Genomic DNA, 14,214 nt, shown 5'->3' on the forward strand with positions numbered 1-14,214 from the left:
TCCCTTTCAAATGCCTTGGGCAAATTTGAGGTCAATACCGCAATTAGCAATTTTTATCACAGTGCAGCACACCAATTAGCGCCAAACATGGGTATCATGACTCGGTATAGACAAAAAATCTATATCGTAATTAAGAAGGGTCGATGTGTGTCGCGTGGTGAATATCGTCAAGATGGAACCTATACGATGATTAACGCTGTAAGACTACCGCTACACTGCTATAGTCAGCAGCTATTATAGGATGCCGTAAACTTTCCATGAACGACAAAAGCCCCGAGGTCTTGTTGACCTTGGGGCTATTTGTAGTAAAGGTTGGCACCGACCTACTCTCCCACGTTTTACCGCAGTACCATCGGCTCAGGCGGGCTTAACTTCTCTGTTCGGAATGGGAAGAGGTGGACACCGCCGATATAGGCACCTGAATATCTTAATGTTCGTTAGGATAGTGAGTATCTGGTATCAGGTATCAAGACATTTTATCTTGTTACTTGCTACTATGTACTTGTTACTCCACGGAACAATGACATATTATTGGAAGAAGTGATCTTATTATACTGAGATCAGATTACAGTACTATTTGTGTTTTTGAGTTCGGTGGTGAGACCGGAAAGATCTCACCACCTTATCTGTTATTGAAGAAAGCGTCGGGCAATTAGTATCACTCGGCTATGATGTCACCACCTTTACACCTATGACCTATCAACGTGGTAGTCTTCCACGACCCTCAAGGGAAGTCTCATCTTGTGGCTAGTTTCGCACTTAGATGCTTTCAGCGCTTATCTATTCCGAACGTAGCTACTCTGCAGTACAGCTGGCGCCATAACAGATTCACTAGAGGTTCGTCCAACCCGGTCCTCTCGTACTAAGGTCAGCCCCACTCAAACTTCCAACGCCCACAACAGATAGGGACCGAACTGTCTCGCGACGTTCTGAACCCAGCTCGCGTGCCACTTTAATCGGCGAACAGCCGAACCCTTGGGACCTTCTCCAGCCCCAGGATGTGACGAGCCGACATCGAGGTGCCAAACCTCCCCGTCGATATGAGCTCTTGGGGGAGATCAGCCTGTTATCCCCAGCGTACCTTTTATCCTTTGAGCGATGGCCCTTCCATGCAGAACCACCGGATCACTATATCCGTCTTTCGACCCAGCTCGACTTGTCTGTCTCACTGTCAAGCAAGCTTATGCTATTGCACTCCGCGTACGGTTACCAAGCGTACTGAGCTTACCTTTGAAAGCCTCCGTTACCTTTTTGGAGGCGACCACCCCAGTCAAACTACCCGCCAAACAATGTCCTCCGCTTTGCGGAGTTAGACACCAGATACAGAAAGGGTGGTATTTCAACGTTGACTAACCGACTCCTAGCGAAGCCGGATCACAGTCTCCCACCTATCCTACACATCCTGTACCCGATATCAATGTTAAGTTGTAGTGAAGGTGCATGGGGTCTTTCCGTCCCGTTGCGGGTAACCGGCGTCTTCACCGATACCACAATTTCACCGAGCTCATGGCTGAGACAGCGCCCAGATCGTTACACCATTCGTGCAGGTCGGAACTTACCCGACAAGGAATTTCGCTACCTTAGGACCGTTATAGTTACGGCCGCCGTTTACCGGGGCTTCGATTCAATGCTTCGCCTTGCGACTAACATCCCCTCTTAACCTTCCGGCACCGGGCAGGTGTCAGGCCTTATACGTCATCTTTCGATTTTGCAAAGCCATGTGTTTTTGTTAAACAGTCGCCTGGGCCTTTTCACTGCGGCTTGCATTGCTGCAAGCGCCCCTTCTCCCGAAGTTACAGGGCCATTTTGCCGAGTTCCTTAGCCATGAATCACTCGAGCACCTGAGGATCCTCTCCTCGACCACCTGTGTCGGTTTGCGGTACGGGTCTTTATGACCTGAAGCTTAGCAGGTTTTCTTGGAAGTCTGATTACCATCACTATCCACTCGCCCGAAGGTCTGCGGTACTATCAGCTTTCAGCAAACAGGGCGTACTTTACTACCCCGCCTATACCTACGGCCTTTAACGTTCTATTCCGTCAGAACGCGGATGTGTCACTACTCCGTCACTGCATCGCAGTCATAAAAAGTACTGGAATATTAACCAGTTGTCCATCGGGATCTCCACTCGGATTACCCTTAGGCCCCGACTAACCCTGATCCGATTAGCGTTGATCAGGAAACCTTGGTCTTTCGGTGGGCGGGTTTCTCTCCCGCCTTATCGTTACTTATGCCTACATTTGCTTTTCTGCAACCTCCACATGCACTTGTCGTGTCATGCTTCGCCGGCGGCAGAATGCTCCCCTACCAGTACACTTAAAAGTGTAATCCATAGCTTCGGTATACTATTTAATGCCCGTTTATTATCCATGCCCGGCCGCTCGACTAGTGAGCTGTTACGCACTCTTTAAATGAATGGCTGCTTCCAAGCCAACATCCTAGCTGTCTGTGCAGCCGGACCTCGTTAGTTCAACTTAATAGTAATTTGGGGACCTTAGCTGATGGTCTGGGTTCTTTCCCTCTCGGCCCTGGACCTTAGCACCCAGAGCCTCACTGCAGCGTATATTATTCAGCATTCGGAGTTTGTCTGGATTTGGTAGGATATGACTCCCCCGCACCCAATCAGTAGCTCTACCTCTGTATAACTTTACCGCCACGCTGTTCCTAAAAACATTTCGGGGAGTACGAGCTATTTCCCAGTTTGATTAGCCTTTCACCCCTACCCACAGGTCATCCGGAAACTTTTCAACGTTTATCGGTTCGGTCCTCCAGTACCTGTTACGGCACCTTCAACCTGCCCATGGGTAGATCACAAGGTTTCGCGTCTACCTCCTCTGACTGCACGCCCTATTCAGACTCGCTTTCGCTTCGGCTTCGTGTCTTAAACACTTAACCTTGCCAGAGAAGAGTAACTCGTAGGCTCATTATGCAAAAGGCACGCCGTCACAGAACAGGTCTGCTCCGACCGCTTGTAAGTACACGGTTTCAGGTTCTATTTCACTCCCCTGTTCGGGGTTCTTTTCACCTTTCCCTCACGGTACTGGTCCACTATCGGTCTCTCAGTAGTATTTAGCCTTACCGGATGGTGCCGGCAGATTCCTACAGGGCGTCTCCGACCCCGCAGTACTCAGGAACTCACTAGGTCATCATTTATTACGCGTACGCAGCTCTCATGCTCTATGGCGGGCCTTCCCATGCCCTTCCGCTTCTATTTGATGTAACCATGTCGTGGTCCTACAACCCCCAGTATGCCGTAACATATTGGGTTTGGGCTGTTTCCCTTTCGCTCGCCACTACTCAGGAAATCACTATTGTTTTCTCTTCCTCTGTTTACTTAGATGTTTCAGTTCAACAGGTTCGCGCTTTTGCGATCATCCTTCAGATGATCAGGTTTCCCCATTCGGACATCTCCGGATCAATTCATATTTGCTGATCCCCGGAGCTTTTCGCAGCTTATCACGTCCTTCATCGCCTCTGAGAGCCAAGGCATCCCCCGTGTACCCTTCTTTACTTTCTTCTACGCACCCCGCTTTTGCTCGGGGCGGTATGTTTTATTTAGATGTTGCTCTGGTATCAAGTAGTTAGTATCTCGTATCAAGACCGAGGTCCTGCTACTTGCTACTTCGTACCTGCTACTGATCTCAACGTCCTTCACTGTTGTTTGATTCAGTTTTTACAATTACTTCTTCCAATATGTCAAAGAACTTTCGTACGCATCTGTAACGTCATCCCCTTGTGAGATGACTGTAGTGTACAATGTGGAGAATAACGGATTCGAACCGTTGACCCCCTGCGTGCAAGGCAGGTGCTCTAGCCAGCTGAGCTAATTCCCCTTTCAAAAAGATGTCGTTACCCTGTAGTAGTCTCGAGCAGATTTGAACTGCTGACCCCTACATTATCAGTGTAGTGCTCTAACCAAACTGAGCTACGAGACTATGGTTTGATGTAGCCACTTTACTGATATGGCCTCTTCTTTTTTAAGGGTTTCTCTTTCCTCTTCTTTTTTAACTTCTTAAGAAATACATGTGCGTAGCAGTTTCACTCTTTATCAAGGTTACTTCGACCTCTCTCTTTTCACTTGGATACTGCTCCAGAAAGGAGGTATTCCAGCCGCACCTTCCGGTACGGCTACCTTGTTACGACTTAGCCCCAGTTACCGGTTTTACCCTAGGACGCTCCTTGCGGTAACATACTTCAGGTACCCCCAGCTTCCATGGCTTGACGGGCGGTGTGTACAAGGCCCGGGAACGTATTCACCGCGTCATTGCTGATACGCGATTACTAGCGAATCCAACTTCACGGGGTCGAGTTGCAGACCCCGATCCGAACTGTGAACAGCTTTTTGAGATTGGCATCCTGTTGCCAGGTAGCTGCCCTCTGTACTGCCCATTGTAGCACGTGTGTAGCCCCGGACGTAAGGGCCATGATGACTTGACGTCGTCCCCTCCTTCCTCTCTACTTGCGTAGGCAGTCTGTTTAGAGTCCCCACCTTTACATGCTGGCAACTAAACATAGGGGTTGCGCTCGTTGCGGGACTTAACCCAACACCTCACGGCACGAGCTGACGACAGCCATGCAGCACCTAGTTTCGTGTCCCGAAGGACTGATCCGTCTCTGGATCATTCACTAACTTTCAAGCCCGGGTAAGGTTCCTCGCGTATCATCGAATTAAACCACATGCTCCTCCGCTTGTGCGGGCCCCCGTCAATTCCTTTGAGTTTCACCCTTGCGGGCGTACTCCCCAGGTGGAATACTTAACGCTTTCGCTTAGACGCTGACCGTATATCGCCAACATCGAGTATTCATCGTTTAGGGCGTGGACTACCAGGGTATCTAATCCTGTTTGATCCCCACGCTTTCGTGCCTCAGTGTCAATCACACTTTAGTGAGCTGCCTTCGCGATCGGTGTTCTGTGACATATCTATGCATTTCACCGCTACTTGTCACATTCCGCCCACTTCAACTGTATTCAAGCCCGGCAGTATCAAAGGCACTGCGACAGTTAAGCTGCCGTCTTTCACCCCTGACTTACCAGGCCACCTACGCACCCTTTAAACCCAATAAATCCGGATAACGCTTGGATCCTCCGTATTACCGCGGCTGCTGGCACGGAGTTAGCCGATCCTTATTCTTACCGTACATTCAGCTTCTCACACGTGAAAAGGTTTATTCCGGTACAAAAGCAGTTTACAACCCGTAGGGCCGTCTTCCTGCACGCGGCATGGCTGGTTCAGACTTGCGTCCATTGACCAATATTCCTTACTGCTGCCTCCCGTAGGAGTCTGGTCCGTGTCTCAGTACCAGTGTGGGGGGTCATCCTCTCAGATCCCCTAGACATCGTCGCCTTGGTGGGCCGTTACCCCGCCAACTAGCTAATGTCCCGCATGCCCATCTTTATCCTATAAATATTTGATCACATTGAAATGCTTCATCGTGATGTTATGCGGTGTTAATCTCTCTTTCGAGAGGCTATCCCCCTGATAAAGGTAGGTTACATACGTGTTACGCACCCGTGCGCCACTCTCACAGGGAGCAAGCTCCCTGATCCCGTCCGACTTGCATGTATTAGGCCTGCCGCTAGCGTTCATCCTGAGCCAGGATCAAACTCTCCATTGTAAAATGTTTTGTTCGATACATGACCCTATTCTCTCAAATAGAAATCTGTATTAATAATGATAAGCCCTAAAGCTCATCTTTGTATCTTTATACAGTATCCGAAAAGTTGGTTTATTTGTTGACCTGAAAGGTCTTCTTTAACTTGACTTGGAGTTACCGACATCTCTCGATGTCTCTCCCGCTACGCTACATGTTACTTCTTAAAAGAACTTTGTCGCTTCCCCGTCTCGGTTCAGCTTTTATATCTTCTCACCATTGCGGTGGCCGATCTTCATTTGTTTTGTTTCGCTCCTTCCGGAGCTTTCAGAGACATCGTGCCTCTTACTTCTTGTTCCCTTTCTTTCTGAACTTTCGTTCGTTCCGTTTGGGAGTGCAAAGGTAGAAAGCTTTTTGTTATTTGCAAAATTTATTTTTATTTATTTTGCGGGGCTTTCTTTTCGTTACCGGTCGCCTCTCAGCTCCCTTTCACCCTTTACCTTTTTAAGAACTTTTTCCCTCCGGCTCGTTCGCCTTGGGGCTGCAAAGATGCGAACTTTTTACTATTCATGTCAAGCCCTTTTTGCAACTTTTTTTTCCGTCCTTATTCCTCAAATAACTACCCCTACTCGCTTGCAGGGCATCAAAGATAGAAATATATTAACACATGCCAAACAATTAATTGATGTATTTGTACGGCCGCCCAATAACCAACTGAATGTCAGCGTAAAATTCCGACCGCTCAATGTTAGGACGCAAGTCATTTAACAGATCATGCCTCTCCTATTCCCCATCGGTATCAAACAACAAATATCGAAACATCATCACTTTTGCCGTAAAAACCTACCTTAGTATATATCCTCTGATCATTTATGCATCAAAAAGACTCCTATATATTATATGCGCTGCTGTTGGCGTTTACCATTCAGGTGTATGCACAGGACCCCGCCAAACCTAACGCTGTAAAGATGGCCACCTCAAAAAAGGGACGGGCCAGTTGCTGTACAAGCAAAACACCTCCACGCTTTGGGCTAAGGTCTGCCACATCCACGCAATTGACCAACGCAACTGATCGTACACACCAGCGTAAGCATGACTAAGTACATGGCATTATCATCTATCAGGTCATATATAAGCGGCGGCTTGCTGATCGCTATTATATATATAATATCATCATGCCATGGCAATGGCACGCATCAGATAACGGATACGTCGGCAGATTCAAGTACCGCATCTGCGGGCCATCATCCTACAGCAACCGGTATTGACACTTCCACCGCCGGCATGATGCTGATCAATGGTGGCTCATTTATGATGGGTGGCGACGGTCCGCAGGCTGCCGATGATGAGCTGCCCAAGCATGAGGTATCGGTCAGTTCATTCTGGATGGACCAGCACGAAGTGACCAATGCGCAATTTCAAAAGTTCGTTACCGCTACAGGCTACGTCACCACTGCTGAGCGCAAGCCCGATTGGCAGCAATTGAAACAACAGCTTCCTCCGGGCACGCCCAAGCCGCCCGACAGTCTGCTCATGCCGGCCTCGCTGGTGTTCACCCCTCCTGCCCACGCTGTGGAACTCAACGATCCGTCGCAATGGTGGAGCTGGGTGCCGGGTGCCAACTGGAAACATCCGGGGGGTGAAGGGAGCGATATAAAAGGCAAAGACAATTATCCCGTAGTACAGGTGAGCTGGGACGACGCCGTGGCGTATTGCCAATGGGCCGGCAAACGTTTACCCACCGAGGCCGAGTGGGAATACGCTTCGAGGGGCGGCCTTCAAAATGCCATATACCCCTGGGGCAATGAGCCTGTTGACCGGGGGAAACCCAAAGCCAACTCGTGGCAAGGGCACTTCCCTGATCACAACACCGGGCGCGACGGATTTGCCGATCTGGCGCCTGTTGCCAAGTTCGCCCCTAACGGATATGGCCTGTATGACATGGCCGGCAACGTTTGGGAATGGTGCGCCGACTGGTATCGTAACGACCAGTACCGCACCATGTCCGAACGTAGTAAGGACCCTAAAGGCCCGGCCACCAGTTACGACCCCGACGAACCTTACGCCCAAAAGCGGGTGACCCGTGGCGGATCGTACCTATGTAATGACAGCTACTGCTCGGGTTACCGGTCGGCCCGGCGTATGAAAAGCACTTATGATTCGGGGATGAGCAACCTGGGCTTCCGCTGCGTACGTGATCAGAAGTGACCTGTTATAAAACCCGGACACAACCCTGAGTGCTGCCGATTATCTATAAGATAAAATTCTATCCTACTAAAACAAATAAGCTGATCCCCTACTTGTAGACTTAGTTTTTTCACTACCCTATAATCGTTCACACTTGGATCAAAAGATACACATTGGCATACTGGGCGGTGGCCCAAGTGGCCTGTTCATGTTCAAACGCCTGGTAGAAAGCCAGCGCACCGATATCGTGATACACGTTGTCGAGCAAAAGGACCAGTTAGGTTCAGGAATGCCCTACAGCCCGCAGGGCGCTAACGATGAGCACGTGACCAACGTATCGGGCAATGAGATACCTGAACTGGTGACCTCCCTGAACGACTGGATCCATACCGTTCATCCGGATACCCTCCGTAAGTACCACATCGACCCTGAACGTTTTAATGATTACAAGGTGTTGCCACGCCTGTTATTCGGGTATTACCTGGCAAGCCAGTTCCGGATGTTGCAGCAGCAGGCTAAAGATGCTGGCATGGAAGCGCATATTCATTACAACACCAGCGTTAACGACGTGACCGACCACCCCGATATGGGCAAGGTGTATGTAGATACTGATCAGGGCCCCATGGAATTTGACCGCGTGATCATTTGCACCGGGCACGTTTGGCCTAAAAAGGACGAAGGGCGGATACCAAATTATTTCGACTCGCCATACCCTCCGGTCAAGTTAGCCTTGCAGCTTGATCACCCTGTAGCTATTAAAGGGGCATCGCTTACCGCCATCGATGCGTTACGAACCCTATCGCGCCATAACGGAACGTATGGCCGCACCCAGGATGGCCGCTTATGCTATACCCTGAACCCGGAAAGCCAGGGCTTTAAACTGGTGATGCACTCGCGCAATGGCTTGCTGCCGGCCGTTAGATTCCATCTGGAAGACCCTTATCTATCGGCCGAGGCCAAACTAAGTCCTGAAGATGTTGCGGCCGACCGAGCAGCCAACGATGGCTTCCTCTCGCTTGATAATGTTTTTGAGAAGGCGTTCAAAGACAGCTTCAAAGAAAAACGCCCGGCATTTTATGAGCAGATCAAGGACATGGGTGTAGAGGACTTTGTGGACAGGGTAATGTCATACCGGCAGGATAAAGCCCCCTTCGACCTGTTCAAGACCGAATACGAGGAGGCAGAAATATCTATAGAGGAGCGCGAATCGGTGTATTGGAAAGAGATGCTGGCCGTGCTAAGTTTCGCTATGAACTATCCGGCCAAATACTTTTCGGCCGAAGACATGCTGCGTTTGCAAAAAACACTGATGCCGTTGATCTCGGTAGTGATCGCCTTTGTGCCCCAAAGTTCGGTAGAAGAAATGCTTGCCCTGCACGAAGCGGGCGTGTTGGAACTGATATCGGTAAGTAATGACAGCGATGCCGAGCCGCACCCCGAGGGCGGCGCCGTTTACCATTATGGCGAAGGTCGTGATGAGCACTTCAAAACTTTTGTGAACTGTGTGGGCCAGCCGCACTTATATTATGACGATATACCTTTTGCCGGTTTGCGCGAAAAAGGTTCGATCAGCGCCGCCAAGGTACAGTTCAGAGATGCGGAGGCCGGGCTAAAACAGATGAACGAAGGCAACAAGCAAGTGACAACCGATGGCAAAGGCAACTACTACCTTAAAGTAGCCGGTGTGACCATTAACGACCACTTTGCACTGGTTGACGATTACGGCGCCTATAATGAACGTATATATATGATGGCAGTATCATGCATGGGCGGTTACAACCCCGACTATTCGGGCCTCGACTTTTGTGAGAAAGCTTCGGCTTGTGTGATGGAGACCTTGTTAGGATAAAAATTGCTAAGAGGTCAGATGACACTGTCAGACCTGAAGGCCAATTTTATTGTGACAGCAGAGCCGATCGAAAAATGCGTAGATCGATAAGGCAATTGAAAGAAGATGATTTGACCCATTTACCCTCAATGAATTCGTGCACACCTCAGGGGGCGAATGCCGAGTTCTTTGAGGGTAAATAAAATGCCTTTATCTACATGCTGAACACCATGGATGAGGTCATGATCCATGAAATGTTCGGTCGTTGAACGATATGTAGACACCTTTTGCCGGCAATGTGATCAGTGATGCTGAGCCACGGCCGACACGCAATCAAGGCATTATGAGGTCATACTGTGATAGGTTGGTTCAGGTATTGCGTTTCTTTATTTCGGTATCGAGTTGATTCTTGTAAGCGATCATAGGCAAGAACATCATGGCGCAACCGCTGGCAATGGCAATAAACGGCGCACCCTTCTCTACCCGGATGGCCAAATATATCAACGTGCCGCAAGCCAAAAGCATGACCAGGCCCAGGCCGATCAACACTCCTTTGGATCGTTGTTTACGGTCTTGCAACTCCTGCAGCGTCAGTTCGGTGAGCGCTTTACGTTTTTGCATGTGAACTTGAATTATAAATGATAGTTTAGCACCGCTAATATAACACATATCACCGAAAGGTGATAAACTATTATTCAATTGTTTTAATTAGCAGCATTTTATTTTTACCATGGAAAAGAAGCGTATTGCTGGAACGGTCAGAAACAAGGAAAGGACCAAGCAAAAACTTTTAGATGCCGTAGGCGAGCTATTACATACCAAAGGTTTTGCCGGATTAAAGGTGAATGATATAGCCCGTACCGCCGGATTGGATAAAAAGCTGATATACACTTATTTTGGCGGCTGTGATGAACTGATCGATGAATACGTACGTACCCAGGACTTTTGGAGCAACGTGACCGAGGAGGATGCCGGGCCCATACCTGCCGACGGCGGAAAGACCTTTACCAAGGCCATGCTCTCCTCCCAATTTGATCAGGTATATCAAAACAAAGAATTGCAGAGGATACTGTTATGGGGCTTACTGGAAGACCGGCCATCGCTCAAAAAGCTGGCACAGGATCGCGAAGACGTAGGCACCGTATTGTTCAAACATTTGACAGACCCGCACTTTGGAGATCAGGCCGAACGCTTCAGAGCGGTAACAGCCTTGCTGATATCAGGCATCTATTACCTTGACATTTATGCCACCACCAATGACGCCACCTTTTGCGGCCTCGACCTCAAGAGCGACTCCGGTAGAGCAAGGATCAAAGAAGCCCTCTCCTTCCTGATCGATAAAACATATGAGTAGGTGACCTTGCCGATGTGATACGCTTAAAAAAATGGAGACTTAGTGTACGGAAAAGGTGTTACACGATGTAACAGAATTCCCCAAAATTCCCCACTTTTTGGCGTTGCGAAAATGGCAAAAACCCAACTTTTTCAAGAAAAAGCATACAAAAAAGCAGAATGTAACACCAAATGTAACACTGAAACACATAAATGTAACACACCGGTCGTGTGTTCACTTGTCGCCAACCACCCTCCCGAACGGTAAAACAACGAACAATTACGAATTTGGTGATCCTTCCTTTTACAAACTTTTTAATACGCTTACCGTGTACTCTATTTGATCAGGGTGTACATCCAGGTGCGTCACGAACCTTACCCGGCGTTGGTCAGTGCTATTGCATTTGATGCCTTTAGCCGCCAGCTTCTCCACTATCACATCTGCCGGTTCAACGGTATCGAACAATACGATGTTGGTCTCCACCGGAACCACGCCGGTCACCCAGCTGCATTTACCGAGTTCATCAGCCAAGATGTGCGCGTGTTGATGGTCGATCTTCAACCTACCGATATGATGGTCAAGCGCGTAGCTGGCGGCAGCGGCTAAAAAACCCGCCTGGCGCATTCCACCGCCAAATACCTTGCGTAACCTGCGTGCATACTTGATGGTGCTTTTGCTACCCAGCAACACAGATCCCACCGGAGCGCCCAAACCTTTTGATAAACAAACCGATATGCCATCAAAGTATTGGCCGTAATCGGCAGCTTTATCACCGGTATGCACCAGTGCGTTGCAGATACGCGCACCATCTAAATGCAATTTCAGCCCTCTATTACGGCAAAGCTCGGCTATAGGAGCGATCTGCTCCAGTGTATAGCATTTGCCACCGCCTTTATTCACGGTGTTCTCCAATACTACTAGGCTGGTATTTGGGTAATGGATATTTTCGGCATTGATCTCGGGCTCGATCATTTCGGGCGTCAGGATGCCACGTTCGCCATTAAGCAAACGGGTGGATACGGCCGAATTAAAAGCGATGCCACCACCCTCATAACGGTACACATGGGCGGTTTGATCGGCGATCAGCTCATCGAGCGGCTGGGTAAAGCATTTGATGGCGATCTGGTTGGTCATGGTGCCTGAAGGGCAGAACAGGCCGGCCTCCATCCCGAACATGGCCGCGGCCTTGGTCTCCAGTTCGTTGATACTTTCGTCCTCACCAAATACATCATCGCCTACGCGGGCACTCCACATGGCTTCCAGCATACCCTGGGTGGGTTTGGTAACAGTATCACTACGCAGATCGACGGTCATCATATTTCAATTAAAATATCGTTATTTGTTCAATATCAAGTTATGCGTTCAATTTTAGTTATTTTATTGCTTATGCTGACGTTTGTATCAGCAAGATCACAAAAATGGCAACCCGGCTATTTTATGGACATCAAGAACAATAAAGTGCCGGGTCTTCTCCAACTTGGCGGTGGCGGCAAAGGCCCTATCAAGAACGAGGGTTTCATTATTTACAAAGATAACGCAAAGGCCAACGAGATCAAGCTAAGCGCCAGCGACCTTAAATACTTTGTGATGGGTAAAGACAGCTTCATCGTTGCCCATCCCCCATCTTATGAATCGTGGAGCCAGGAACTCGATTTTGTTCGCGTTGAACTGGATGAACCACTGAAACTTTACGTGTACGGCGGTGGTGCCAGCCGTGGAAGCGGTGGCGGTGGCTTTAAGGTGAGGCCGAGCATCTCAACAGGTTTTGGCACCGGCTTCGGCGGATACGGTGGCGGCGGCATAGGTATTGGTATAGGTAGTGGCGGCGGCGGTGGCGGCTACAGTAAAGGTGCTACCTATTACTTCGGTGAATCGGCCTCACAGATCACCCAGGTAACACCCATGAACTTCAAGGACGTCATGAGCGACATCATGGCCGATGAGCCCCAGGCGGTGGAGCTGATACAAGGCGGCAAGACCAACCTTGACCATATGCAAAGCCTGATCAAGTATTACCGTGATCTTAAAGCTCTTCACGCTAAAGAGAACAACTGATCAGTCGGCGGTCTGCAAGGCGGGTCGTCGTTCGACTTCCTTTTCTGGCGTAATACTAAGCCCCGCAAAGTCCTTAACGATAAGTTCGTAGCTGATCATTAACCATACAACAATACACGGCCAGGCCTTCATCACATATTTGTTGATGTAGCCCACACGGATCGGCCTTGGGAAAGTGTCCGTTGGTCCTAAACCGGTGAGGAGCACAAGCAGTATGATCAAAATGATATTCCTGGTACTGAAAGGCTCCTCCTGCATAAAGATCCATATCAGTGCTCCTGAAACGGCGATGATATAAGTGGGATGCTCGGATCCGGTACTGAAGAGTACGATCAGCATCAGGGCCGAGGCCAATACCTGGTACCTGAAACGCACGTGTTGATACTGTTCAAAACGTAGCAAAGGGATGCCAAAGGCAACCACACCGAACAACAGGAACGGCCAGTTAGGTATGGTAGCGTCCTGCAACAAGTGCCTCACTGTACCCATTACTGATATATCCTGCGAGCTGGTCAGATCCACGTTGAAGCCATTCTTTTCATGCAGCGAGGTGAACCAATCAATATACGACTGAACAAGGAACTCTTTGCTGGTGATGAGCAAGGGCAGAGCAAAGAATACGACCAGCCAAAACAGCCCCCAACCAATAAACTTGAGTTTATGCTTGGAGAACAGGAAAAATGTGAGCGCCACCACAGGATACAATTTGACCAGTATCCCCATAGCGATAAGCATAGTAGCCCATTGCTCGCGCTCCTGCTCGATCAGTAAAAAAGCAAGGATGATGATGGCCGCAATAATCGCGTTGAACTGGATATAATGTGCTGCGTTACCGAACTCCACCGCACTGAACAGCATGATGAAGGTCTTTTGCCTGATGGTGAATGGCAATTGATGAATGGCCCACATGAGCACCGCTGCATTCATCAGCGTAAAAAGCAGGAACCCGGGTCCATCTGGTAATAGTGCGAATGGCGCAACCAGCACGCCGAACAGTATACCATAGTGATTGCTGTCGAAGTATTCCTTTGGATAGTAATCGTAAAGGTTGGTTTGCGCTACCGTATGATAGTAAACGTACTTAAAGATGGAGTAGTTATTATAACGGTTATTAAAGTACTTGAACGCCCATATAATAACGGTACTTAACAAATACACACTGCATACGATCTTGTAGTATGCTGCTTGGGTCAAACGCTTAGCCATTGTAACATTAGGGTT

The 14,214-nt window shown here is 49.0% G+C and carries 8 protein-coding genes, 2 tRNA genes and 3 rRNA genes; 5 read left to right on the top strand and 8 right to left on the bottom strand.

What is annotated here, in order from left to right:
• Positions 1-310 precede the first annotated feature (310 nt).
• The 5 genes from rrf to LLH06_RS12030 all read right to left on the bottom strand — a co-directional run bounded on the left by rrf (position 311) and on the right by LLH06_RS12030 (position 5,614).
• Positions 311-422 (bottom strand): 5S ribosomal RNA (gene rrf / locus LLH06_RS12010).
• Positions 423-632: 210 nt separating this feature from the next.
• A 23S ribosomal RNA gene (locus LLH06_RS12015) occupies positions 633-3,516 on the bottom strand.
• 241 nt (positions 3,517-3,757) lie between these two features.
• Positions 3,758-3,831 (bottom strand) — tRNA-Ala (locus tag LLH06_RS12020).
• Positions 3,832-3,858: 27 nt separating this feature from the next.
• Positions 3,859-3,933: transfer RNA gene (locus LLH06_RS12025), tRNA-Ile, on the bottom strand.
• Positions 3,934-4,092: 159 nt separating this feature from the next.
• Positions 4,093-5,614: ribosomal RNA gene (locus tag LLH06_RS12030) — 16S ribosomal RNA — on the bottom strand.
• Together the 16S, 23S and 5S rRNA genes with 2 tRNA genes alongside form the textbook arrangement of a ribosomal RNA operon.
• 848 nt (positions 5,615-6,462) lie before the next feature.
• On the opposite strand from LLH06_RS12030, the gene LLH06_RS12035 reads away from it, so the two are divergent.
• The 3 genes from LLH06_RS12035 (at position 6,463) to LLH06_RS12045 (ending at position 9,626) form a co-directional block, all read left to right on the top strand.
• A complete protein-coding gene (locus LLH06_RS12035; RefSeq protein ID WP_228169537.1) occupies positions 6,463-6,690 on the top strand; it encodes a hypothetical protein in 228 nt (75 codons plus the stop codon).
• 4 nt (positions 6,691-6,694) lie between these two features.
• The gene (locus LLH06_RS12040) at positions 6,695-7,798 is read left to right on the top strand and encodes a formylglycine-generating enzyme family protein (RefSeq protein ID WP_228169538.1); all 1,104 of its coding nucleotides are present in this window, start codon (positions 6,695-6,697) and stop codon (positions 7,796-7,798) included.
• A 133-nt stretch (positions 7,799-7,931) separates the two neighbouring features.
• Positions 7,932-9,626, top strand: a complete 1,695-nt coding sequence (locus LLH06_RS12045; protein ID WP_228169539.1) for an FAD/NAD(P)-binding protein — start codon at positions 7,932-7,934, stop codon at positions 9,624-9,626.
• Positions 9,627-9,974: 348 nt separating this feature from the next.
• Here LLH06_RS12045 and LLH06_RS12050 read toward each other — a convergent pair whose 3' ends face one another.
• Positions 9,975-10,226, bottom strand: a complete 252-nt coding sequence (locus LLH06_RS12050) for a hypothetical protein (protein WP_228169540.1) — start codon at positions 10,224-10,226, stop codon at positions 9,975-9,977.
• Between the two features lie 109 nt (positions 10,227-10,335).
• On the opposite strand from LLH06_RS12050, the gene LLH06_RS12055 reads away from it, so the two are divergent.
• Positions 10,336-10,959: a TetR/AcrR family transcriptional regulator gene (locus tag LLH06_RS12055; RefSeq protein ID WP_228169541.1), complete on the top strand. Its 624-nt coding sequence runs from the start codon at positions 10,336-10,338 to the stop codon at positions 10,957-10,959.
• A 282-nt stretch (positions 10,960-11,241) separates the two neighbouring features.
• Here the strand turns inward: LLH06_RS12055 and LLH06_RS12060 are convergent, their stop codons facing one another.
• On the bottom strand, positions 11,242-12,255 hold the full coding sequence (locus LLH06_RS12060; RefSeq protein ID WP_394800278.1) for a threonine aldolase family protein: 1,014 nt from the start codon (positions 12,253-12,255) through the stop codon (positions 11,242-11,244).
• A 69-nt stretch (positions 12,256-12,324) separates the two neighbouring features.
• Between LLH06_RS12060 and LLH06_RS12065 the strand changes: the two genes are divergently transcribed.
• Positions 12,325-12,993, top strand: a complete 669-nt coding sequence (locus LLH06_RS12065; protein ID WP_228169542.1) for a hypothetical protein — start codon at positions 12,325-12,327, stop codon at positions 12,991-12,993.
• Here LLH06_RS12065 and LLH06_RS12070 read toward each other — a convergent pair whose 3' ends face one another.
• Complete coding sequence (locus LLH06_RS12070) at positions 12,994-14,199, bottom strand: glycosyltransferase family 87 protein (RefSeq protein WP_228169543.1); 1,206 nt, start codon at positions 14,197-14,199, stop codon at positions 12,994-12,996.
• Positions 14,200-14,214: the final 15 nt, after the last annotated feature.

The sequence above is a fragment of the Mucilaginibacter daejeonensis genome (genome assembly GCF_020783335.1).
Classification (GTDB): Bacteria; Bacteroidota; Bacteroidia; order Sphingobacteriales; family Sphingobacteriaceae; genus Mucilaginibacter; species Mucilaginibacter daejeonensis.

Coding starts and splice junctions, on each gene's coding strand:
- LLH06_RS12035 (WP_228169537.1), top strand. CDS start 6,463: ATGCATCAAAAAGACTCCTATATATTATATGCGCTGCTGTTGGCGTTT.
- LLH06_RS12040 (WP_228169538.1), top strand. CDS start 6,695: ATGGCATTATCATCTATCAGGTCATATATAAGCGGCGGCTTGCTGATC.
- LLH06_RS12050 (WP_228169540.1), bottom strand. CDS start 10,226: ATGCAAAAACGTAAAGCGCTCACCGAACTGACGCTGCAGGAGTTGCAA.
- LLH06_RS12055 (WP_228169541.1), top strand. CDS start 10,336: ATGGAAAAGAAGCGTATTGCTGGAACGGTCAGAAACAAGGAAAGGACC.
- LLH06_RS12060 (WP_394800278.1), bottom strand. CDS start 12,255: ATGATGACCGTCGATCTGCGTAGTGATACTGTTACCAAACCCACCCAG.
- LLH06_RS12065 (WP_228169542.1), top strand. CDS start 12,325: ATGCTGACGTTTGTATCAGCAAGATCACAAAAATGGCAACCCGGCTAT.
- LLH06_RS12070 (WP_228169543.1), bottom strand. CDS start 14,199: ATGGCTAAGCGTTTGACCCAAGCAGCATACTACAAGATCGTATGCAGT.